Source organism: Allobosea sp. RIT-PG3_2 (assembly GCF_057321085.1).
Genome location: NZ_JBXWCA010000010.1, coordinates 38,934 through 60,829 on the forward strand (window position 1 = coordinate 38,934; position 21,896 = coordinate 60,829).

Annotated in this window: 23 protein-coding genes, 1 tRNA gene and 1 pseudogene; 5 read left to right on the forward strand and 20 right to left on the reverse strand. The window is 67.7% G+C overall.

What is annotated here, in order from left to right; translation table 11 throughout:
• Positions 1–4: 4 nt before the first annotated feature.
• The 10 genes from cheB to AC2FAN_RS22930 form a co-directional block, all read right to left on the reverse strand.
• On the reverse strand, positions 5–1,102 hold the full coding sequence (gene cheB / locus AC2FAN_RS22885; RefSeq protein ID WP_476805598.1) for a chemotaxis-specific protein-glutamate methyltransferase CheB: 1,098 nt from the start codon (positions 1,100–1,102) through the stop codon (positions 5–7).
• Positions 1,102–1,695 (reverse strand): chemoreceptor glutamine deamidase CheD, encoded by a 594-nt coding sequence (locus AC2FAN_RS22890; protein ID WP_265054216.1) that lies wholly within the window; start codon positions 1,693–1,695, stop codon positions 1,102–1,104. The genes cheB and AC2FAN_RS22890 overlap by 1 nt, the downstream gene beginning before the upstream one ends.
• Positions 1,692–2,570: a CheR family methyltransferase gene (locus AC2FAN_RS22895; protein ID WP_265054217.1), complete on the reverse strand. Its 879-nt coding sequence runs from the start codon at positions 2,568–2,570 to the stop codon at positions 1,692–1,694. The genes AC2FAN_RS22890 and AC2FAN_RS22895 overlap by 4 nt, the downstream gene beginning before the upstream one ends.
• 3 nt (positions 2,571–2,573) lie before the next feature.
• Positions 2,574–4,391 (reverse strand): methyl-accepting chemotaxis protein, encoded by a 1,818-nt coding sequence (locus tag AC2FAN_RS22900; protein ID WP_485176459.1) that lies wholly within the window; start codon positions 4,389–4,391, stop codon positions 2,574–2,576.
• A 65-nt stretch (positions 4,392–4,456) separates the two neighbouring features.
• Positions 4,457–4,969 (reverse strand): chemotaxis protein CheW, encoded by a 513-nt coding sequence (locus AC2FAN_RS22905; RefSeq protein WP_265054219.1) that lies wholly within the window; start codon positions 4,967–4,969, stop codon positions 4,457–4,459.
• Complete coding sequence (locus AC2FAN_RS22910; protein WP_485176460.1) at positions 4,966–7,287, reverse strand: chemotaxis protein CheA; 2,322 nt, start codon at positions 7,285–7,287, stop codon at positions 4,966–4,968. Before AC2FAN_RS22910 ends, AC2FAN_RS22905 begins: the two co-directional genes overlap by 4 nt.
• 10 nt (positions 7,288–7,297) lie before the next feature.
• Positions 7,298–7,657 (reverse strand): response regulator, encoded by a 360-nt coding sequence (locus tag AC2FAN_RS22915; protein ID WP_265054221.1) that lies wholly within the window; start codon positions 7,655–7,657, stop codon positions 7,298–7,300.
• A 5-nt stretch (positions 7,658–7,662) separates the two neighbouring features.
• Positions 7,663–7,944: an STAS domain-containing protein gene (locus AC2FAN_RS22920; protein ID WP_476805596.1), complete on the reverse strand. Its 282-nt coding sequence runs from the start codon at positions 7,942–7,944 to the stop codon at positions 7,663–7,665.
• A 122-nt stretch (positions 7,945–8,066) separates the two neighbouring features.
• Entirely contained in the window at positions 8,067–8,534 is a 468-nt protein-coding gene (locus AC2FAN_RS22925; RefSeq protein WP_265054223.1) for a response regulator, read from the reverse strand.
• Positions 8,535–8,586: 52 nt separating this feature from the next.
• On the reverse strand, positions 8,587–10,083 hold the full coding sequence (locus AC2FAN_RS22930) for a methyl-accepting chemotaxis protein (RefSeq protein WP_485176461.1): 1,497 nt from the start codon (positions 10,081–10,083) through the stop codon (positions 8,587–8,589).
• Between the two features lie 270 nt (positions 10,084–10,353).
• On the opposite strand from AC2FAN_RS22930, the gene AC2FAN_RS22935 reads away from it, so the two are divergent.
• A complete protein-coding gene (locus AC2FAN_RS22935) occupies positions 10,354–11,100 on the forward strand; it encodes a superoxide dismutase (RefSeq protein WP_485176462.1) in 747 nt (248 codons plus the stop codon).
• A 97-nt stretch (positions 11,101–11,197) separates the two neighbouring features.
• On the opposite strand, the gene AC2FAN_RS22940 is transcribed toward AC2FAN_RS22935, so the two are convergent.
• The 5 genes from AC2FAN_RS22940 to AC2FAN_RS22960 form a co-directional block, all read right to left on the reverse strand.
• Positions 11,198–12,598 carry an amidohydrolase family protein gene (locus AC2FAN_RS22940; RefSeq protein WP_485176463.1) on the reverse strand — a complete coding sequence of 467 codons (1,401 nt, stop codon included), beginning with the start codon at positions 12,596–12,598 and terminating at the stop codon, positions 11,198–11,200.
• A 128-nt stretch (positions 12,599–12,726) separates the two neighbouring features.
• Positions 12,727–13,584, reverse strand: a complete 858-nt coding sequence (locus AC2FAN_RS22945) for a LysR substrate-binding domain-containing protein (protein ID WP_485176464.1) — start codon at positions 13,582–13,584, stop codon at positions 12,727–12,729.
• A gap of 34 nt (positions 13,585–13,618) precedes the next feature.
• Positions 13,619–13,694, reverse strand: a tRNA-Ile gene (locus AC2FAN_RS22950).
• A 115-nt stretch (positions 13,695–13,809) separates the two neighbouring features.
• Positions 13,810–16,218 carry a methyl-accepting chemotaxis protein gene (locus tag AC2FAN_RS22955; RefSeq protein WP_485176465.1) on the reverse strand — a complete coding sequence of 803 codons (2,409 nt, stop codon included), beginning with the start codon at positions 16,216–16,218 and terminating at the stop codon, positions 13,810–13,812.
• Between the two features lie 310 nt (positions 16,219–16,528).
• Entirely contained in the window at positions 16,529–16,939 is a 411-nt protein-coding gene (locus AC2FAN_RS22960) for an acyl-CoA thioesterase (protein ID WP_265054229.1), read from the reverse strand.
• Positions 16,940–17,080: 141 nt separating this feature from the next.
• On the opposite strand from AC2FAN_RS22960, the gene AC2FAN_RS22965 reads away from it, so the two are divergent.
• Positions 17,081–17,518 carry a VOC family protein gene (locus AC2FAN_RS22965; RefSeq protein ID WP_485176466.1) on the forward strand — a complete coding sequence of 146 codons (438 nt, stop codon included), beginning with the start codon at positions 17,081–17,083 and terminating at the stop codon, positions 17,516–17,518.
• On the opposite strand, the gene AC2FAN_RS22970 is transcribed toward AC2FAN_RS22965, so the two are convergent.
• A complete protein-coding gene (locus AC2FAN_RS22970; RefSeq protein ID WP_265054231.1) occupies positions 17,491–18,738 on the reverse strand; it encodes an MFS transporter in 1,248 nt (415 codons plus the stop codon). The two genes, AC2FAN_RS22965 and AC2FAN_RS22970, sit on opposite strands and share 28 nt — an antisense overlap.
• A gap of 181 nt (positions 18,739–18,919) precedes the next feature.
• On the opposite strand from AC2FAN_RS22970, the pseudogene AC2FAN_RS22975 reads away from it, so the two are divergent.
• Positions 18,920–19,189 (forward strand): annotated as a pseudogene (locus tag AC2FAN_RS22975) (2-dehydropantoate 2-reductase N-terminal domain-containing protein); the annotation flags it as partial.
• The gene (locus tag AC2FAN_RS22980; protein ID WP_476805594.1) at positions 19,135–19,440 is read left to right on the forward strand and encodes a ketopantoate reductase C-terminal domain-containing protein; all 306 of its coding nucleotides are present in this window, start codon (positions 19,135–19,137) and stop codon (positions 19,438–19,440) included. The pseudogene AC2FAN_RS22975 and the gene AC2FAN_RS22980, both read left to right, overlap by 55 nt.
• On the opposite strand, the gene AC2FAN_RS22985 is transcribed toward AC2FAN_RS22980, so the two are convergent.
• On the reverse strand, positions 19,394–19,954 hold the full coding sequence (locus tag AC2FAN_RS22985) for a type 1 glutamine amidotransferase domain-containing protein (RefSeq protein WP_265054233.1): 561 nt from the start codon (positions 19,952–19,954) through the stop codon (positions 19,394–19,396). The two genes, AC2FAN_RS22980 and AC2FAN_RS22985, sit on opposite strands and share 47 nt — an antisense overlap.
• A gap of 90 nt (positions 19,955–20,044) precedes the next feature.
• Positions 20,045–20,332, reverse strand: coding sequence for an HlyU family transcriptional regulator (locus tag AC2FAN_RS22990; RefSeq protein ID WP_265054234.1), 288 nt, complete (start codon positions 20,330–20,332; stop codon positions 20,045–20,047).
• Positions 20,333–20,587: 255 nt separating this feature from the next.
• On the opposite strand from AC2FAN_RS22990, the gene AC2FAN_RS22995 reads away from it, so the two are divergent.
• Positions 20,588–20,839: a DUF2798 domain-containing protein gene (locus AC2FAN_RS22995; protein WP_485176467.1), complete on the forward strand. Its 252-nt coding sequence runs from the start codon at positions 20,588–20,590 to the stop codon at positions 20,837–20,839.
• A gap of 7 nt (positions 20,840–20,846) precedes the next feature.
• On the opposite strand, the gene AC2FAN_RS23000 is transcribed toward AC2FAN_RS22995, so the two are convergent.
• Both AC2FAN_RS23000 and AC2FAN_RS23005 read right to left on the reverse strand, forming a co-directional pair.
• Positions 20,847–21,272 carry a secondary thiamine-phosphate synthase enzyme YjbQ gene (locus AC2FAN_RS23000; RefSeq protein WP_265054236.1) on the reverse strand — a complete coding sequence of 142 codons (426 nt, stop codon included), beginning with the start codon at positions 21,270–21,272 and terminating at the stop codon, positions 20,847–20,849.
• A 7-nt stretch (positions 21,273–21,279) separates the two neighbouring features.
• On the reverse strand, positions 21,280–21,891 hold the full coding sequence (locus AC2FAN_RS23005; RefSeq protein WP_265054237.1) for a LysE family translocator: 612 nt from the start codon (positions 21,889–21,891) through the stop codon (positions 21,280–21,282).
• Positions 21,892–21,896 lie beyond the last annotated feature (5 nt).

The following is a 21,896-nucleotide window of genomic DNA, read 5'->3' on the forward strand; positions in this document are numbered from 1 at the left end:
CTCCTTACGCGCTCCGCAGGTTCGGGCGCTCGCCGATCAGCTGGCTGACCGCGGCCCCGATCTGGTCCAGCGGAACGACCCTGTCGGCGGCTCCCAACTCGAAGGCCGCTTTCGGCATCCCGTTTACCACGCAGGTCTCCCCACTTTGGATTAACGTCTCGGCCCCGGCTTTGCGCATAGCTAACAAACCGTCAGCGCCGTCGCGGCCCATGCCGGTGAGCAGGATGCCGACCGCATGCGCGCCGAGGCTGCGTGCCACGGAATGGAACATGACGTCGACGGAGGGGGAATGGCCGCTGACGAGCGGGCCTTCCTTGAGCACGCAGACGAGCTCGCCGCGCCGCTCCTCGACTTCGAGATGGCGCAAGCCCCCCGGTGCCACCACCGCCATGCCGGGCCGCAGCCGGTCGCCATCCGCCGCCTCGCGGACATCGAGCCCGGTCGCGGTCGCGAGCCGTGCCGCGAACTTCGCGGTGTAGCCGGGCGGCATGTGCTGCACCACGACGACCGGAAGCCTGAGATGGGCGAGGTCGCGCATCACCGTCTGCACGGCCGGCACGCCGCCGGTGGAGGCGCCGATCGCGATCAGCGAGGTCTTTCCGGCGCGCGCCGGCTCCCTCAGTGGCGCCGGGCGGGCGGGAGCGGTGATCTGAGCCATCTGACGCGCGGCGGCGATCATCTTGCGGCTGGCCGAGGCGCGCTGCAGCGCCGCGACGAGATGCTTCATGAAGCCTTCGAGCGTGTGGGTCGTTCCATCAGGCTTCTCGATGAAGTCGATGGCGCCGAGCTCCAGCGCCTGGATGGTGTTGTCTGCGCCCGGCCCGCCGAAGGCCGAGACGATGAGCACGGGCAGCGGGTCCTGCTTCAGCACCCGCGCCAGCAGCTTGAGGCCGTGCCGCCCGGGCAGTTCGAGGTCGAGCGTCAACACATCCGGGCGCAGCGCCTGGATGGCGTCCCAGCCCTCCTCCGCGCTGCCGGCGACGCCGATCACCTTGAAGCCGGGCGCAGAGTCGATGATCTGCGTCATCAGCTTCTGCATCAAGATGGAGTCGTCGACGACCAGGACCTTGATCGGCGCTGCGGGGGACGTCGGCATGTTCATCACCAGACCTCCACTTCACCAGCCACGGGCTGGGTCTTGAGCCGGTTGAGATAGGCGATTTCCTGCTCGTGGCCGCTGTCGCGCGAGGTGGGCTGGACGTGCTGCACCCAGGCACGGCCCGTCGAGGGCTGGTAATGGATGCGCCGCGAGCGCGTGCCCCCCACATCCCGCGAGACGACGGGAATGCCCTCGACCTTCAGGAATTCGTTGACGAAGGCGATGTTGCCGTCGCCGATGGCGAGCATCGTCGCACCCGAGAGCACGCGCGCCCCGCCGAAGACCTTCGCCTCGAAATTGCTGCGCCGCGCGCCGCGCTTGAGCAGATCGTTGATCAGCACCTCCATCGCCGTGTCGCCATAGCGCTCGCCGGCGCTGGCATCGGCGCTGCCGTTATTCTTCGGCAGCAGGAAATGGTTGAGCCCGCCGACGCCGATCTGCGGATCGCGCAGGCAGACCGAGACGCAGGAGCCGAGCACGGTCGCGACGATCTCATCCTTGGCCGAGGTGATCTCGTGCTCGCCCGGCGCAACGGTAATGATCGTCGCCTCGAAGCGCGGGTCGAAATAGCGGCGAGAGGATCGTGAGACGCTCATGCTGTCCTCTCGTAGATGGTTCGGCCGATGAGGCGCAGGTTCGGGTGCGGCTGCGGCAGCGATTCCGAATGGCCGAGATAGAGGAAGCCGCCGGGCGACAGCAGCGCCACGAACCGATCGAGGATCGAGGCCTTTGTCTGCGTATCGAAATAGATGAAGACGTTGCGGCAGAAGATGATGTCGAACGGCCCGCTCATCGGCCATTTCTCGATCAGATTCAGCCGCTTGTAGGCGACCAGCCGGCGCAGATCCTCGCTGATGCGGGCATCGCCTCGCCCCACCCCGCCTTCCAGCTTGAGCATCGGCTTCACATCGGCCGGCAGCCGCTCGAACAGCTCCGCCGGATAGATGCCGGCTTCGGCCCGCGCCAGGATATCGGTGTCGATGTCGGTCGCCAGGATCTTGAAGTCGAGATCGCTGCGCGCGCCCATCACGTCGCGGCAGGAGGCCGCGATCGAATAGGCCTCCTCCCCGGAGGAACAGGCCGAGGACCAGATGCGGATGCGCCCGCGGCGCCCGGCCCGCTCCTGCAGCAGCCGCGGCATCACGTCCTTGCGCAGATGGTCGAAATGGTGGCGCTCGCGGAAGAAGGCGGTGTGGTTGGTCGTCACCGCATTGATCAGCTCGGGTAGTTCGCCCGCTGCCTGCGGCGTCTTCAGGAAGGCGCAGTATTCGGCGACCGAGCCCATGCCCAGCGCCTTGACGCGACGCGCCAGCCGCCCGCGCGTCATCGCCTCCTTGTGCTCGCGGATGACGATGCCGGCCTGGTCGTAGACCAGCTTCGCGATGAAGCTCATATCGTCGCGCGTCAGGGTGATGTCGGCCATGGCGGGCTGGAGGGCGGCCATGCTGGAAAGCGATGTCGGTCTGGACATGCTTCAGCCTCCCATCCGTCCGCCTGCCGCGACACGGCGAGGCTGTGTCTGCAGGGGCAGGCGCGGCTCGGCCGCCATCGGGGCCGGCATCGCCCGGCGCGCATGCTGCGGCTCAGCCCAGCGGGGCGCAGTTGTCGGGCGGAACGCATCGACGATCTCGCTCAACATCGCGACCTGCCCCGCGAGTTCGCCCGCGGCCTGCACGCCGCGCCCTGCCAGTTCGGCATTCTGCCGTATACCCTTGTCCACCTGAGACACGCTTCGGTTCACCCCACCCATGCCGTGGGCCTGCTTGGCGCTCACGGCTGAAATCTCGGCAACGGTCGTGGACACGCTGTTCACAGCGGCGACGATGCGGCCGAGCGTCTCGCCGGTCTCACGCACCAGCCCCACGCCTTCCGCGACCTGCCCGTTCGACGTTGCGATCAGGCCCTTGATGTCCTTGGCCGCCTGCGCCGAGCGCTGCGCCAGGGACCTCACCTCGGACGCCACCACGGCGAAGCCCTTGCCGGCATCGCCGGCACGCGCCGCCTCGACCGCCGCGTTGAGCGCCAGCAGATTGGTCTGGAAGGCGATCTCGTCGATCACCCCGACGATCTCGGAAATCCGCAGCGAGGAACTCTCGATCCGCTCGATCGCCCCCGCCGCTCGCGCCACCACGCTCTGGCCTTCTCGCGCCGCGCCCATCGTCGTGCCGGCGAGATCGCTCGCCTCCCGCGAATGCGCGCTGCTGCGCCCGACCGATGCGGCGATTTCCGCCGCCGCGCCCGAGGCCTCGCCGAGATCGACGGCGATCTGGTCCGTGCGCATCGCGAGATCGGCGGCGACTGTGTTGACGTCGATGGCGGCGTGGGAGATCGACCCGGCGGCGGCGCGGATCATCTCGATCCGTTCGCCGAGCACGCCGAGCGCCTCGTTGATATCGTGCTGGATCTGGCCAAGCCGGCCCCGGTGGATGCCGCCCATGCGGCGCGTCAGATCACCCTCCGACAGCCCCTCGGCCACCTCGGCGATATCGGCGAAGGCATTGTCGAGCAACTCGTTGATCCGGTTCATGCCTCCGGCCATCCGGGCGAGCACCTCGGATTTGCCCTGCGCGCCGACGCGGCGCGAAAAATCGCCATCGAGGGCCGCCTCGATCAGTTGCGAAACCTCGGCTGCCGCGGCCAGTTCGTCGGTCAGCTCCTGCCACTCGACAGCGGTGCCGAGACTGCGGCCCTCCCCGCCTTCGATGGGCGTCAGCGCCAGGCAGATCGTCCGACGTCCGAGCGTCAGGCGGACGGACTGGCCGGCGGCGAGGCGATGCTCCCCGCGCACCCGCTCCATCACGCGCCCGAGCATGTCCTTGGCCGAGCATCCCGGGAAAGCGGCGCGGAAATCCTCCTGAGCCTCCCCGAAGAAGCGCAGCAGCCCCTTGCTGGCATAAATGATCCGGCCTTCCGGATCGCAGATCATGACGTTGGCGCGGCCATGGTCGAGCGCTGCGCGCAGCCGCACGGCCTCCTGCCCCTGCTCGTGCAATGTGGCGAGTGCGCGCGACAATTCGGCTGCCTCGCCCGAGCCGGTCGCCGTCGGCAGCGCCCATTTGCCGGCCTCCGCCAGGCGCGTCGCGGCACGCGAGACACCGGCCACGGAGCGGGTCGCGCCCCAGGCGGCGAGGCCGCCGAGCAGGGCCACGGCGGAGACGCTCAGAGCCGCCGTGACGGGCGTGCCGGTCGAGGCCGCGTAATAGGCGAGCCCGCCGGCGAGTGCTGCCGAGCCGGCCGCGGTCAGCGGCTGGCTGACCGAGAGTCGTGAAAAGGGGCCGAGCGCGCTGCCCATGGGGTCCGATCGTTTCTTGTTCTGGCCCGCTTGGACGCTACGCTCGGGCTTGTTCTAAAAGATGCTCAGGCAGCCCGGCTGGTCTTGAGCAGCGCTTCGCCGCCGCCGTCCCGGATCACCGCCGCCAGATCGAGCAGCGCCACGATGTCGCTGTCGAGCAGGACGAGGCCTTCGATCAGGCCATGTTCGTCGCGCTCCAGATCCGGCGCCGGGCGCACGGCCGAGACCGGCACGTCGACGATGTCCGAGACCGAGTCGACCAGCAGGCCCGCCGTCTTGTCCTCGACGTCGACGACGACGATGACATGCGTGGCGGAGGCATCGGTCACGCCCATGCCGATCGCGGTGCGCAGGTCGTAGACCGCCAGGATCACGCCGCGCAGGTTGAGCACGCCGCGCACATGCGGTGCCGCATGCGGCAGCGGCGTCGTCGCCTGCCAGCCCTTGATCTCGCGGACCATGCCGACATCGATGCCGAAGGTACGGTCGCCGACCTTGAAGGTGACGATCCGGCGCGCAGCCGATTCAGGCTGTGCGGACGAGAAGTGCTTTTCGCCGAGTTGGAGGGTCATGGTCATCCAGCCATTTTGAGGTCAGATTGAGGGTTCCGGCCGCCGGAAGCGGCGAGCCGCAGCATGGAGTCGATATCCAGGATCAGCGCGACGAGGCCGTCGCCGAGGATCGTCGCCGCCGAGGCGCCGTTGACCGCCCCGTAATTCGCTTCGAGGCTCTTCACCACGACCTGCTGCTGACCGACGATCTCGTCTACCGCGATGCCGACATTGTTGCCGCGTTCGGTCTCGGCGATGATGACGATGTTCTCGTTGGTCGTCCCCATCGAGCCCATCACGTCGCCCAGCCGGTAGAGCGGCGTCACCTCGCCGCGCCAGCGCAGCACCTCCTGGCCGAAGGGCAGCCGCTCGATCGGCGTCGACGCCAGGTGCTGCGTCTCGATGACCGAGGCGATCGGGATGACGTAGCGATCGTCGCCGCAGCGGATCACCATGCCTTCCAGCACGGCGAGCGTCAGAGGCAGGGCGAGCGTGAACTTGCAGCCGCGCCCCGGCTCGGAATCGACGCTGATGCGCCCGCCGAGCGATTCGACGTTGCGGCGCACGACGTCCATGCCGACGCCGCGGCCCGAGATGTCGCTGACGGCTTCCGCCGTGGAGAGGCCGGCGGCGAAGATCAGCTGGTCGATCTCCTCCGGCTGCAGCCGCTCGTCGGCACCGACGAGGCCGCGCGACTTGGCTTTCGCAAGCAGTCTGTCGCGACCGATGCCGCGGCCGTCATCCGTGACCGAGATGACGATGCGCCCGGCGCGATGCTCGGCAATGAGCTTGATCGTGCCTTCGGGGCTCTTGCCTGCCGCGATGCGGTCTTCCGGCGTCTCCAGCCCGTGATCCATCGAGTTGCGGATCATGTGGGTCAGCGGGTCGGCGAGCTCCTCGATGATCGTCTTGTCGACCTCGGTGTTCTCGCCTTCGAGCACGAGGCGCACTTCCTTGCCGAGCGTCTGAGCCAGTTCCCGCACCAGGCGCGGCATGCGCTGGAACACGGCCTTCACCGGCTGCGCGCGCACCGCCATGACATGGTCCTGCAGCTCGCGCGTCTGGCGCGACAGGGTCAGGATGCCCTCGGCAGTCTTGGCATGGACGTCATAGGGCAGCGAGCGCACGCATTCGACCAGCATCGACTGGGTGATGACGATCTCGCCGACGAGATTCATCAGCTTGTCGATGCGCTCGAGATCGACGCGCACGCTGACCGCCTGGCGCTGGCGCGTCGACTGATCATTGGCGGGCGCCCGCGGAGCGGCGCGAACGGCAGCCGCCTCGGCCACAGGAGCCGGCGCGATTGCGGCTGCAACCGGCGCCATTGCCGGCACCGGCGCAACATGCGGTTGGCTCGCGGGCTCGGCGGACGCGCCGAGCTTCGCCAGGATGGCGGACAGGTCCGCGGCCACGGAGCTCGAGACCTCGGAGATTGCCGCGGCAGGCTCGGAGGCGGGCGTCGCTTCGATGGCCGGAGCCGTCGCGAGCATCTCGATCTCGAATTCCTCGTTGGCGAGGCTGAAATCGAAGCGGCCGTGAAGTTCCTCGACGGAAAGCTCGGTCTGCAGATCGACCTCGAAACGCATCCAGCAATCGGTGACGTCGAGGCTCTCCAGCGGCGGCACCTGGCTCAGGTCGCAGCGGATCGCGACGACATCGTCGCCCGGCAACGAGCCGAGCACGACGCGCGGCTCGATCACGCGGCGGAACAGGTCGGTCTCCGGCACGATGCGCAGGCGAACGTTCTGTCCCGGCTTCACGGCGGCAGGCGCAGCCGCCACGGGCTCGTCGTCCCAGCCGTCATCTGCGGAGGCGGGCGCGGCGGTCTTCGCCTCGACCATGGCGAGCAGGTTGCCGAGCGCAGCGATGCCAATTGGGGCATCGTTGTCAGCCACAGGGGCGGCGGGCGCCGGAGCAGCAGACGGCGCGGGTGTGGCAACGGGTGCCGCCACCGGGGCCTGCGGCTCCTTGCCGACCTGTTCAAGTGCGGCCAGCAGATCAGGCCGCTCTGTCGCCGGCTCGTCGTTGCGCGCCGCGGACACCAGATCGGCAACCGCATCGGAGCAGCGCAGGAAGAGCGAGAACGGCGCATCCTCGATCGCGACGCGGCCCGACCTCAGATGATCGAGCGAAGCCTCGAAGACATGCGCGAAGCCCACCAGCTCGGTGCAGCCGAAAGCGCCGGCGCCACCCTTGATCGAGTGAATGGCGCGAAAAGCGGCATTGACATCCTCAGGATCGGTCGAGCCCTCGTCGAGCGCCTGGAGCTTCAGCTCCAACGCCCCGAGAAGCTCTTCGCATTCCTGGAAGAAGGTCTGCTTGAGTTCTGCCAACGGATCCATCGGCCAACTTTCAGTTCTGGTAGCGCGCGACGAGGCCGAGCAGCGTATTGGGCTCGAAAGGCTTGACCATCCAGGCGCTGGCGCCGGCGCGCCGGCCCTCGGCCTTGATCTCGGCGCCGTTTTCGGTCGTCAGCACGATGATCGGAGTGTTCTGGCCGGCCGGCCGCGAGCGGCAGGCGCGGGTGAACTCGATGCCGTCCATGATCGGCATGTTGAGGTCGGTGATCACGAGATCGGGCTTGAACTGGTCGAACTTGTTCAGCCCGTCCTCGCCGTTCTCGGCCTCGGCCACCTCGTGGCCGGCATTGCGCAATGTCAGGCTCAGCAGGCTGAGCAGGGTCTTGGTATCGTCGATGGCCAGGATCTTCATGCCTGTCACTCCAGAACGAGAGCGCTGTGAGCGGCATCGAAGCCGATCGCCCGCAAGGATTCGCGGCATTCAGAGGAAGCCGCCTTGAGCGTGACCGAAAGCCCCCGCGCCTTGGCGCTGGAAGCTGCGGAATGAAGGAGCTGGACCCAGAGGCTCGGCAGCGGGCCGGCCTCGGCGCATTCGACGGCAACGCTCTCCTTCTGCTCAAGCGCGACGAGCAGCTGGTTACGGAACGTCGCAGCCTCGGAACGACCGAGGAAGGGCGGAAGCGAAACGGTTATGACCATGAAGGCGACCCAGGATTGCTCCCGGAGCATCGCAACAAACTGGTAAAAACTTCGCTAAATGCTGAGCTGCTCGTCAACACTCGTGTCGCTTTCACGACATTTGCGAGGCGACGCGGCGGGGATCAGAACATGCTGTTGCTGATGGCGCGCGGCACGAGCGTGATCTTGCCGTTCGCTTCCCGGTATTTCCGGGGCATGTTGATGATGCCCGACAGGTGCAGCCAGAGGTTGTTCGGCGAGATCGGCTTGGTGATGATCTCATGCGCGCCGAGCTTCGCCGCCTGCAGGACCGATCGGCGGTCCGGCCGTTCCATCATCACCAGCACCGGCGCCTTGGCGAAGGGCGAGGTCTTGAAGGAGCGGATGGCGGCCAGGCATTTGACGCTGCCGCCATCGGGAATGTCCCAGTCGAGGATGACGATGTTCGGCTGCTTCTGCAGGAAGGTCGTCGCCGCCGACGACAGGTCCGATGCCTCGAAGATGCGGTTGAGCTGCGTCTGGTACAGCATCGTGCGGATGAGCCGCCGATAATGCGGGCTCGGGTCGATGAGCAGCACCGACAGGTTCGGGAAGGATGGCGCGATATGCATGGCGCTGACTCGGAACTCGCTTACTCAACTCCGCGGGCCGGCATGGAATAGGCTAGACCTTCAGCCCGAACCGGAAACCGCCCCAGTGCCGACCCTTCACCAGGATCGGCGCCGACAGGTCTTCCATCACCAGGAACTGCCCGCCGCCCATGTCCCGCCGATAGCTTTGCAGCAGGAAGGGCTTGCGATTGCGCGCTGCGGCAAGCCCCGTCCGATCGTCGAAGATGCGCCGGTTGCGGCAATTGGCGTTGTTCCACACGGGATCGCCGCCCTGGGCCTGCGAATATTTGCGGTTATGCGTCGGCAGGAAGCCGTTCCGGTCCACCGCCGCGCAGAACACGATACGCCCGTTCAAGGTCAGCAGCTTTTCCTGCAACGGCGGCAACAGACGGTCGGTCAGGGCGACGAAGCGCGTCATATGCTGGACCGGATCGGAGCCCTGTATCGGCCGATAGGCCTCGTCGAACAGGTCGGCCAGCGTCACCTCGCCACGCGCCAGCGCCGCCTCGAACATCTCGCCGATCGTGCCGGCCGTCTCCATCACCGTCGCGATCAGCTCCGACTGCGCGGTCCTAACGCCCGAGGCGGCGATCGATCCGAGAATGCCTTCGCTGATCGCGACCAGCGCCTCGGTGCGCTGCACCGCCTGCTCCAGGATATCGGTCGAGGCATCGACCCCGGCCACCAGCCCGGCGAGGTCGTGCCCCGCCTTGGCGCAGGCCTCGGCATTCTCCCGCGTCGGCCGCGACACCGCCTCGATTTCACCAATCAGCTCGACGACCGAACGGCCGAAGCTGTCGAACTCGCTCATCTGCTGCGAGATCGTCCGGCTGCCCTCGCGGGCGCGCTGCGCCGTCTGCGCATTCTCCTGGCTGCGGCGCGAGAGCGCGTTGACGGCCTTGACCAGCAGGTCGAGCTGGGCGGCGCTCGCCGCCGTCGCCTCGCGGGTCTGCTCGGCCAACGCCTTCACCGCTGCGGCGATCACCGCGAAGCCCTTGCCGGCCTCGCCGCTGCGAGCAGCCTCGACACCGGCATTGATCGAGAGCAGCTGGATCTCGCGGGTGATGGACTGGATCGCATCGCTGGACGCGCGCGCCTTGTGGGCATCGCTGACCGCCTGCGCCAGCGCCTGCGACATCGACTGCGCCTCCTGCGACAGCGTCTCGATATCGGTCTGTGCCGCGTTGAGGCCGAGCTTGACCGAGCCGGTCACCCGCTCGAGGCCGCTGCGCACTCCGGAAGCCGCGGCCTGCGCGCCCTCCGCCGCCTGCCGAATCGCATGGTTGGCGCGCGAGACCTGCTCGACGGCGCCGACGACTCGCCTGAGCCCGGTGGTCTGGGTCTCGAACTGCTGGGTCACGTCCCCGATTCGGCCAGAAACATCGGTGATTTCGGCGCTGAGCTTGCCGAAGCGGTCGGCGATCTCGCGCACGGCACGCTCCGCGCCCGTCTCCACAACCGCGCGCGCCGGCGCGTCGAGAGACGGCGCGGCATCGGCGAAAGGGGCGTCGAGGATTGGCAGATCGGCCTTGAGAGCCAGTGCGTGCATGCGAGGCGTTCCCTGAACCGACGGAATTCCTTCCAGACCGTAGTAAAACGCGGTAAACCGCTGGTTAAGAAGGCATTCCGGACGTTAAAAGCAGTCTGGCAACCGGCAGGCCCGTCACATGGCGGCCCGTCGGCGGCCGGGCGGACTGCCGTCGATCCGGGAGGCGGCACCGCGTCGGAACCCTCTCGACCTTCGAACGTAGACCCAACGATCATCACCGCCGGCGGTCGCCGGCGATGCCAGCCACGAAGCTTCACACTGGAGAACGTCATGACAGAGTTTTCGGTCTTCTCGCGCCGTGCCGTTCTCGGCTTCGGCATATCGGCCCTGACCGCGGCCGCCGCGCCGAAGGTCTGGGCGCAGGCCGCTGCGCCGGCCGCGCCGACCGGCCCCTTCTCGCTGCCGAAACGTGCTTACGAGGCCAATGCGCTCGAACCGCATATCGACGCGGCGACCATGGACATCCACTACAACCGCCATCATGCGGCCTATGTCGCCGCGCTCAACAATGCGGCCAAGGACAACGGCGTCATCGCCAAGGCCTCGGTCGGAGAGCTGCTCGCCGATCTCAACCAGCTGCCCGAGAGCCTGCGCACGCTCGTGCGCAACAATGGCGGCGGCCATGCCAACCACACCATGTTCTGGGAGGTGATGGGCCCGGGCGCCGGCGGCGCACCGACGGGTGACGTCGCCGCAGCGATCACCAAGGACCTCGGCGGGTTCGACAAGTTCAAGGCCGATTTCGAGGCGGCGGGCCTGCGCGTCTTCGGCTCGGGCTGGGTCTTCGTCACGGTCGACAAGGACGGCAAGCTCGCACTGCTGGCCAAGCCGAACCAGGACAGCCCGATCATGGAGAAGCAGATGGTGCTCTTCGGCAACGACGTCTGGGAGCATGCCTATTACCTGAAGTACCAGAACCGCCGGGCCGACTACCTCAAGGGTTGGTGGAACGTGGTGAACTGGGCGAAGGTCAACGAGCGCTACGCCGCCGCCAAGGCCGGCAAGCTCGCGATCTGAACCGCAGCGGACAGACCCGTTTCAAGCAGGAAGAAAAGCGCCTGCACGCGGCCGGTCGGCCGCGTGCAGGCGAAAGTCACCATGAAGGTGCGCGGGATCAGGCGACCCCGACGCTGCCGTAGACCATGCGGCCGCGATGGAAGGTGGCGCTGCGCTCCGGAATGCGCGCGACGGCCTCGGCCGAGCAGCTGGCCGGGACCAGCGTGAAGGCGGCATCGTCACCGGCCTTGGGCCAGGCCCGCTTGCCGCTGTCGTCGAGCGGCAGTACGCCGCCGGTCGCTATGGCCATGGCGCGCGACAACCGGAACTCGTCGCTGCCCCGGTAGATCTGCGCGTAGAGGTTCGCCTTCTCCAGCATGTCGCCCTTGCCGAAGGGCGACCAGTGATCGACGACGCTGTCGGTGCCGGTCATCACGAAGACGCCCTTCTCGCTCAGCTGCGGCAGCGGCATCGTCAGGCTTCCCAGCGGCACGGTCGAGGCGATGGTCATCTGCTGCGCCGCCATGCGCCCGATGGTTTCCGTCAGCGCGCCGGCAGACAGCGTGGTCAGAGCGAAGGCGTGGCTGATCGTCACCTTGCCGCGCAGGGTCGGGTTCTTCTCGACGGTATCGATCATGCGATTGATCGCCGCGACGCCGGCCGGATTGGTCTCGTGCAGGTGGATATCGACGCCCTTGCCGGTGTCGAGGGCGATCTGGAACATGGCGTCGAGCGACTTTTCCATCGCCCCGTCGACATTGGTCGGGTCGAGCCCGCCGACATAGGCGACGCCCATCTTCATCGCCTCCCGCATCAGCCCGTCGACCTTCGAGAGCAGCAGCCCGTGCTGCGGGAAGGCGACGATCTCGCATTCGAAGTCGTCGCGATGGTTCTCCAGCGCGCGCTGGAGATGCTCGAGGCTCTTGAGGCCGCTGACCGGATCGATGTTGCAGTGGCTGCGGGCCACGGTGGTGCCCTTGGAGTGCAGCAGGGCGATCAGAGCCTCGGCGCGCTGCTGCGAGGTCGGCAGCAATTGCGGAATCAGCTTCTCTTCGCGGGCGATCATGTCGAGGATCGTCTTGCCCTGCCGCGGCAGCGGCGCCTGCCATGGGCCGCTGTAGAACGTCTTGTCGAGATGGATGTGCATGTCGCGCATCGCCGGCAGGGCGAGCTGGCCATGGGCCTGGTAGCGGGGCACGCCGACAGGCAGGGTCGCGCCGGCCGGATGCAGCGCGGCAATCTTTCCGGCCTTGATCTCCAGCGTGTAGAGCGCCGTGCGGGTGCCGACGACGACCTCGCCGTCGCGCTCGAAGCCTTCCTCTAGCCGCACATCGGTGAGGTAGTAGTGCTGGTCCGTCAGTGTGCCGACACCGGCTTCGGACACCGGCCGTGCCGGGGTGGCCGCAGCCGGCGCGGCCTGGGCGGCGCCGCTCGCCAGTCCGGCGACGGCATAGGCGGTGGTGAGTTTTCCGGTCTGGCTGAGAAAGGCCCGTCGGCTGTGGTGATGCCCGGTTTCCATGGCTTTGTCCGTTGCCTCGCTGGTTGCGTTTCCGCCCCTGAATTACGCTCGGGCAGCTCGGCTTGGCAGCGATATTTGCCAATCCTGGCTATTCGAAACGGCAATACTGCGTGCCGGCAGCATCTCGCTCACCAATCCAGCCGGCAGAATCCGGCCAGCCGCTCCGCCAGCACGATGGCGGCGGCGGGCGCGTTGTCGCGATAATAGAGCGCCAGCTCGAAATCCTTGATCTCCGGCAATCCTTCCGCCGTTCCCAGCGTTCGGTGGCCGGGCAGGCGGCAGCTCGCGGGCAGCAAGGTCACGCCGAGCCCGGCAGCGGATGCGGCGGCCAGCGCCGCGAGGCTGGCGCTGCTGTAACCCACGCGCCAGCGGATACCGAGGCCGTCGAGCGCCTGGCAAAGCTCGTCGCGATAGAGCCCGTTGAGCGGGAAGACGACCAGCGACACCGGCGCGCGTTCGATGGCGGGATGGGCCAGGCTGTCCAGCCACAGCAAGGGCTCCTGCCGGGCGGCACGGGGCGGCTGGCGCCGGCGCTGCTTGACCAGGATCACGTCCAGCTCCTCGCGGTCATAGGCGCTGCGCAGGTCGGCGCTGAGGCCGCTGGTGACATCGAGCCGCAGATGCGGCTGCTCGCGGCTGAACGCGGCGAGCAGGTCGACGGTGGGCACCGTGAAGTCCTCGGGCATGCCCAGCCGCAGCACGCCGTCGCGCCAGATGCCGGTCAGCGCATCATGCGCCTCCTCGTTCAGCGCGATGATGCGCCGCGCATAGCTCAGCAGCCTGCCGCCCTCCTCGGTCAACTCCACCTGATGCGAGGATCGCTCCAGCAACGGCTTGCCGAGCAGATCCTCCAGTCGCCTGACCTGCTGGCTCACGGTGGACTGCGAGAGGGAGACGCGATCGGCAGCGCGGGTGAAGCTCAGCGTCTCGCACACCGCGACGAAGCTGAGCAGCAGCTGCGGGTTGAACATCGGATAGCGATTCATGCGCCCGCCGCCTGCAGCACCTCGCCGAAGATATTGGTGGGCCGGGCCGGACTCGAACCGGCACCGGCGCTGTTATGAGCAGCGAGCTCTAACCATTGAGCTACCGGCCCGTCACTCGCCTAGCATCGCCCGAGGCCGGCAAGCAAGGCGGGAGGGGCACATCCAAAAGGAAAAGGCCTCGCGGCACGCCGCGAGGCCTCATGTTCGTCCGAGCTTTCAAGCGGATCAGGCCGCCGTCGCCATGTCCGACCGGCCCTGATGACCGGCGGCATGCCCCTCGCGGAAGGTGAAGCGGGCGATGTGCTCGGTCAGCGCGCGGGTCTGCTCGTCGGTCAGCGCCAGTGCCGCGTTGGTCTCCTCGACCAGCGCCGCGTTCTGATGCGCCATCGTGCCGATGCCGTCGATCTCGGTGTTGATCGCCGAGACGTCGGTGGCCTGGTTGCGGGCGGTCTGCGAGATGCCGTTCATCAGCCCCGTCAGCTCGTTAACCGAGGAGACGATCGCGCCGAACATGGCCGAAGTCTCCTCGACCAGGCCGACGCCGACCTTGACGTCGCCATGCGCCGCCTCGACCAGCTTCTTGACGTCGTTGGACGCATCGGCCGAACGCTTGGCCAGGCTGCGCACCTCGGTCGCCACCACCGCGAAGCCCTTGCCGGCGTCGCCGGCGCGAGCTGCCTCGACCGCGGCATTGAGCGCCAGCAGGTTGGTCTGGAAGGCGATCTCGTCGATCATCGCGATGACCTCGGAGATCTTGCTCGACGACTGGCGGATGCGCTGCATCGCCTGCAGGGCCGAGGCCACAACCTTCTCGCCCTGCTGCGCGCGTTCCTCCGCGCCCTGCGCCATGCCGGTCGCCTGGGCCGCCTCGGTCGCAGTCTTCTTCACCGTGCCGGCGAAGGCGCCGAGCTGGTTCGTCGCCATCGAGACGGCGTTGCTCTCCTCGCTGGTGCGCTCGGCGAGATCGGTCACGCCGTCGAGGATCTCGCTGGTCGCGCTGCGGACCGCCGAGACGGTCTCGGCAAGCCGCGCAAGCGTGCTCTCGAACTCCTCGGCAAGCGCGTTCGTGCCGTCCTTGAGCTCGGCGAAGGCGCCCTGATACAGCCCCTCGATGCGGGCAGAGAGATGCCCCGCCGAGAGCTCCGCCAGAACCTCGCAGGTCTCCGAGAGGCCGGCGCGCACCGTCTCCAGCAGCGTATTGACGGAACCGGCGAGCGCATTGAGCTCGGCGTCGGCGAACTGGGCAGAGACCCGCTTGCTGAAATCGCCGGCCGCGGCGGCAGCCACGACCACGCCGAAGGCCTCGCCCAGCTCCTGCATCATCTGCTGGCGCTGTTCCTGCGCCCGGGCCTGATCCTCGATCTTGGCGACCTCGGCGGCGCGCAGCGCCACCGCATTGTCCCGGAAGAGCAGCACGCTCTTCGAGATGTCGGAGATCTCGTCATTGCCCTTGGTGTCGACTGCCGTCTCCAGCGCGCCGTCGGCGATGGCCCGCGTCGCCGACCAGAGGCGGTTGAGGCGACCCACGATCATCGGCCGGACATAGAACAGCGACAGGGCCAGCGCGATCAACAGCGAGCCGAGCCCGATCCCGCCGAGCCAGAGCTTGCTCTGGTCGATCAGCGAGGAGGTCGCCTCGCCCGAAGAGACAGCCTCGCCGCGCGCGGTGCCGACCAGCTCGTTCACCTGGCTGCGGACGGCCTCGGCCGCGACATGGGTCTGCTTGAGGCCGGTCTCGATCGCGGCGCGGGTTGCGAGATCACGCTCGCGGATCGCGATCAGCCCGCTCTGGCCTTCGCCGAGGTCGATCACGGCGTTGACCGCCTGGCCGCGCGCCGGATTGGGCTGCAGCTTCTGCGCCGCGGAGAGGAAGCCGCGAACCTGCCCGAGGATGGCGCTGAAGCGCGCCTTGGCGTTGTCCAGCTTTTCGCGGTTCTCGATCTGCGAGATTTCGCGAAGCAGGCCGACGAGTTCGCTCACCTGGAGCTGGAGCGCCTGGGCCGTCTGCAGCGCGGCGAGGTCCTTGTCGATGATGTTGGCCAGCGCTTCCTCGACCTCCTTGCCGGCAAGCTGCGTCGCACTGGCGATGTTCATCTTGACGTTGAACTGCGCATCGCCCGTCTCGAAATCGGCGAGGGCGGTGAAGCCTTCGCGCGCCTTCGAGAGCTGGCCGAGCGCTTCGCCCTGCTCCGATGCGTTGCGCAGGCGGTCGCCGGTGAGGTCGTTGATGTCGTTGATCTGGCGCGACAGCATATCGATCGCCGCCTGGGCCTTCGCCTTGTCGACCTTGCCCTGATCGGCGATGCGACGAAGCAGGTCCATCTGGCGGGCCTCGACCTTGTCGAGTTCACCCGTCAGCGTCGAGCGCTGCTGCACCGTCTCGACCTCGCTGAAGCGCGCCGCCAGCGCCGTCGACTGCGTGGCCGCCTGCGAGAGCTCGAGCGCGAGCTCCACGACAGGCATCTTCTGCCCGACGAGGTTGTCCACCGTCTGGTCGACGCGGTCGTAGGAGAACCACGCGACCGAGGAGGAGACGAGGGTCAAGGCGGTCATCATGCCGAGGGCGGCATAGATCCGGGTTGCGATGCCGATCCGCAACGGCGCGCCCTCACGCGTGGGCTTGGCTTTCGTCATGAAGTCGTACTCCGGATATCCGCAACGCTGGAGAAGGAATTCAAGGGAACGGGGTCTACCAGGCCGCTGCCGGGCCACGACGGTTCGATCGCGTCATAGCAATGGGAATCCCCGCCCTCCCCTGGCCTGACGGCCAGGCGGCTGGTTCCGCACGCGGCATCGAATGGACATGGAATCCCCCGGCCGGGTCCCTCCCGGTCTGTGGAGCGCAGCATTGTCCAAGCGCGCTTAAAGAACGCTTAAAAGTGGATTCTTTTGAATCACATTGTCCGAGGGCGGCTTCACGCCCTGTTAGGAATTCGGGCGCCCCTCAATCCCCGGCCGGCTTCGGCACCGGGCGCGGGCGGCCCTCCTCGTCGATGGCGACGAAGGTGAAGGTCGCGTCGGTGACCTTCTCGTGCAGGGTCGTGCGGAAGCGCTTGGCCCAGGCCTCGACATGGATCCGCATCGACGTCCGGCCGACCGACTCGATCTCGGTGTAGACGCTGAGCACGTCGCCGACTTTCACAGGGTGAATGAAGGTCATCGCCTCCACCGCGACCGTGACCACGCGCCCCTGCGCCTGGTCGACGCCGGCGATACCGCCCGCCTGGTCCATCCGCGACATCACCCAGCCGCCGAAGATGTCGCCATTGGCATTGGTATCGCCCGGCATGGCGATGGTCCGCACGGTCAGCGTGCCGCGCGGCTCGTCTTCATGGCGCTGGTCGGCTTTGGTCATGGGTATCCTGCAAGGCATGCGGGGAGATCCGCAGTGCGATGATGGCGAGGCTGCCGCCGGCAGGCAAGTGACCCGAACCCTTTGCCTCGCCCGGCGTTACCGGCGACAATCGCCGAGGCCCCGCCAACGAGGATCGCCGCCATGCCCAGCCCCGCGCCGTCCAGCCCGGAACCAATGATCTGCATCTCGTTGCGCTATGCCGACGCCCCGCGGATGTATGACTGGCTGATCGAGGCCTTCGGCTTCGAGAAGCACGCCGCCTATTATTCGGAGGACGGCAAGACCCTGCTCCACGGCGAGCTGCGGATGGGCGGCAGCTACATCATGCTCGGCTCGTCCGAGGGCAACGAATTCGGCAAGCTCGTCTCGCGGCCCGCCGAGCTCGGCGGCACCACAGCCTCACCCTATATCGCGACCGACGATATCGATGCGCGCTGCGAACGCGCCCGCAAGGCCGGCGCCGAGATCTGCATGGAGCCGACAGACCAGCCCTATGGCAGCCGCGACTTCATCTGCAAGGACCCGGAAGGGCATGTCTGGTGCTTCGGCACCTATCGTCCCGGCGCGCCCACGAGCTGAGCCGGCGAGGAGGCCCGCCGCGACCGCAGCATCAGCCAGCAGACCACGCTCAGATTGACGAGGTTCCAGGCGAGCCCGTTGAGGAAGGCCATCCGGTACGAGCTGAAATAGTCGAAGATGACGCCGGACAGATAACCGCCGACCGCCATGCCGAGAACCGTCACCGACATGACCAGACCGATGCGCACGCCGGCCTGCTTTGCCGGCAGGTATTCGCGGATGATGACGGCGTACATCGGCACGATGCCGCCCTGGAACAGCCCGAAGATGGCGCTGACGACATAGAGCGACTGCAGCCCGTCGAACCAGAGATAAAGGAAGAGCGCGACGCCCTGCATGAGGGAGCCGAGCGCCAGCGTCGCCACACCGCCGATCCGGTCCGCGATGAAGCCCGAGCCGATGCGGCTGACGATGCCGAGCAGCATCATCAGCGAGAGCATCTCGGCGCCGCGGGCGACGCCGTAGCCGAGGTCGCCACAATAGGCGACGATGTGGACCTGCGGCATCGCCATCGCGACGCAGCAGGCAAAGCCGGCGACGCAGAGCAATAGCTGGAGCTGTCCGGCGCTGAGGCCGAGATCGCCGCGCGCGCCCGCGCTGTGCGCCTCGGCCGCCGCGAGCGTCGCGGCTGCCGGCTGGCGGCGGAAGAATGGCGCCAGCGGCAGCATGATGACGAGCGCCGCGACGGCGATACCGAAATGGGTCGCGCGCCAGCCATGATGGGCTAGTCCCCAGGTGATGATTTGCGGCCAGACCACGCCGGCGAGATAGCTGCCGGACGCGCCGCAGACCACGGCGAGCCCGCGATGCCGGCGGAACCAGTGCGACAGGTCGGAGATCAGCGGCGAGAAGCCCGCCGCGCTGCCCATCCCGATTAGCAGCCCATGCGCCGCCGCGAACTGCCAGAGCGAATGCGACAGGCCCGCCGCGGTGTAGCCGGCGGCGAGCAGCAGCGCGCCGGCGATGATCGGCACCGAGATGCCGTAGCGGTCGGCGACGCGGCCCATGACGATCTGGCCCACGCCGAAGCCGAGCATGGCGCAGGTATAGGGCAGCGAGGCGCCCGCCCGCAGCGTGTCGAACTCCCCCTGCATCGCCGGCAGCACCACCACGACCGACCAGGAGCCGACGCAGGCGACGGTGCCGACCACCAGCGCGACGGCGAGGCGCAGCCAGGCATAGGGAGAATCCGGTTGGTAGCGGTCGGCAGGCTGGGACATGTTTCCTCGGCAGCCACTCGTTCGGAGGTGACTCTTCTACCGGCAGCTTTAGCGCCTGAGGCGGGCCGGACAAGCGCACCGGAGGCAGGGCGGCCGCGCGGTCGCGGCAGGTTGGCCTGCCGGGGCGGCGCTTGACGATGCTCCGCGTTGACGGGGCACCGGAGCGGCAGGAGCGTGCGACATGGCGAGGATCTGCATCTACGGCGCCGGACTGGTCGGCTGCTATCTCGGTGGGCGCCTCCTGGCTGCCGGCGGCGATATCCGCTTCATCGGCCGCCCCGCCATCGGCGATGTGCTGCGGCGCGACGGCCTGACCGTCTCGCATTACGACGGCCGCAGCTGGCATGTGCCGCCGGAGGCGATCGTCTTCGTGACCGATGCGGCGATCGCCAAAGATTGCGACCTCGTCCTCGCCACGGTGAAATCCGGCGGCACGGCCATAGCGGCGCGGGATCTGGCCGCAACCTCGCGGCAGGCCGGCCGACGGAGATCGACTGGATCAACGGCGAGATCGTCCGGCAGGCCGGGACGCTCGGGCAGGCGGCGCCGGTCAATGCCCGGCTCTGCGACCTCGTCCACGCCGCAGAAATGGAAAATCCGCGGCCCTCATGGACCGCGGATGCGCTTTTCGGGGAATTGCGGCGAGCCGCCGCTGTCAGGCAGCGCGGCGCTCGTGGCGGCCTTCCCGGACCTCCTCGATGATCTTGGCGACGAAGGCCGGCAGGTCGTCCGGCTTGCGCGAGGTAACGACGCCCTTGTCGGTGACGACCTCGCTATCCTCCCAGCTCGCCCCGGCGTTGATCAGGTCCTGCTTGATCGTCTTGTAGGACGTCATCTTGCGGCCCTTGGCGATGCCGGTATCGATCAGCAGCCACGGGCCGTGGCAGACGGCGGCGACCACCTTGCCCTGCTCGAAGAAGGACTTGATCAACGCCAGCGCCTTGTCGTTGCCGCGTAGCGTGTCGGGGTTCATCTGCCCGCCCGGAAGCACGATCGCGTCGTAATCCTCGGCCTTCGCCTGGTCGAGCGTCCGGTCGACCTTGACCGGCCGGCCCCAATCCTTGTTCTGCCAGCCCCTGATCTCGCCCGCCTCGGGCGAGACGATATCGACGGTAGCGCCGGCCTTCTGCAGGGCGGCATGCGGCACGTCGAGCTCAGACTGCTCGAAGCCATGCGTCGCGAGGATGAGAATCTTCTTTCCGGCCAGATCGGTCATGGCGTTCTCCTGATCGTTGGGTGTGATCAGGAAACCGATGGGCCGCGGAACCGTTCCCCGGAAAAAAGGTCGCGGGGGGCGCAAAAGCGCTCAGCGGAAGATGCGCTCGCCTTCCATGTCGACGATCTGCTGGCCCTTCACCAGCGTGAAATCGGCTGCCTCGGCCTGACCCGGGAAGCGATCGGCGCGGATGAAACGATGGCTCTTCGTCTCGCCGTCGACCACCTTCTCGATCACGCCGCAAAGCTGGTACTGCCCGGCCTCCTGATAGGGCGTGGCATGGATGGTGAAGCCGTTGTGCTCGATGCTCTTGACGGGACCTGCCGGCTTGTCGTCGGCAGGCTTGCGGCCGCCGAACAGCGATTTCAGGAAGGACATGCGGCGCTCTCCTCCGGCCGGTGATCTTCAGGAGCGGAGCAGTAGCCCCCTCGCCGGCCGCTGCCAAGTCGAACCCGCCTGTATCCGGCAAGACCAGCGTGAAAGCGGCTTGGCAGCGCCGGCCCGATCGACTATGGAGCCGCGATCGGGCCTCGAACCCGTTCGTAAGCGTCTCACGTCAGGCAACGCATCCCTTCGGCTCACGGCCGCATCAGGATGCATCCGAACGGCCTGCCACTTGCGAAAGCCTGATCCATGTCCCGTCCTACCCTCCGCCGCCTCCCCGCCCGCTACGCCGGCGTGGTGATGCCGTTTGTCCTGTCGGTGATGATGACCTTCGTCGTCTCCGGCATCTCGACGTTGAAGGCGCTCGGCCTCACCGCCGAGTTCCTGCAGACCTGGCCCGCCTCCTGGGCGCTGTCCTGGCTCGTCGCCTTCCCGACGTTGATCCTGGTGCTGCCCCTGGTCCGGCGCCTCGTCGCGCTGGTCGTCGCGCCGCCGGCCTGAGCGCGCCTCAGGCCGAGAGGTGGAGCGCCACCTCGCGCCGATGCGGCCGCGCCCGGTGTTCGAACAGGTAGATGCCCTGCCAGGTGCCGAGCGCGAGGCGGCCGCCCATCACCGGGATCGACAGCGAAACCGGCGTCAGCGCCGCCTTGATATGGGCGGGCATGTCGTCGGGCCCTTCCGCGCGATGGACGAGATAATCCATCGCCGGATCGTCGGCAGGCGGCACCAGCCGGCGGAAGAAGGCGTCGAGGTCGCGCTGCACGTCCGGGTCGGCATTCTCCTGGATCAGCAGGGAGCAGGAGGTATGGCGCACGAAGAGCGTCAGCAGCCCGCTCTCCTCCCCGCTCGCACGCAGGAAGGCGACGACGCGGTCGGTGAACTCGTTAAGCCCCGGCCCGCGCGTATCTACCGTCAGGATCGCTTGTCGCGACATCGCCGCGTCAGCGCTCGGTCAGCGCGAGCTTGGCGCCCAGCGCCACGAAAGCGGCGGCGAAGCTGCGCCTCAGCCACGCCATCACCGCCGGACGGCCGATCACCCGGTCGCGCATCGCCGCGGCAAAGAGCCCGTAGAGCGCGAAGACGATGAAGGTCATCGCCATGAACACCCCGGAGAGCTCCAGCATGCGCGCCAGCGGGCTCGGCTCGCCCGCCGCGATGAACTGCGGCAGGAAGGCGACGAAGAAGATCGAGAGCTTGGGATTGAGCAGGTTGATCGCCAGCCCGTCGCGCAGCACGCGCCAGGCCGAGCGCGGATCGGCCCTGGTCTCGACCTTGAGCGCGCCATGTTCCCTGAGCGTCTGCCAGGCCATGAACAGCAGATAGGCGACGCCGGCGTATTTCACGATGGCGAAGGCAAGCGCGCTGGCATGGAGCAGCGCCGCGATGCCCATCATCGCCGCGATCAGATGCGGCACGATCCCGAGCGTGCAGGCGAAGGCCGCGAGCACGCTCGCCCGCGAGCCGCGCGTGAGGCCCGCCGCGATGGTGTAGAGCGCGCCGGTTCCGGGCGAAGCCACGATGATGAGCGAGGTCAGCAGGAACTCTGGGGACATAGTGC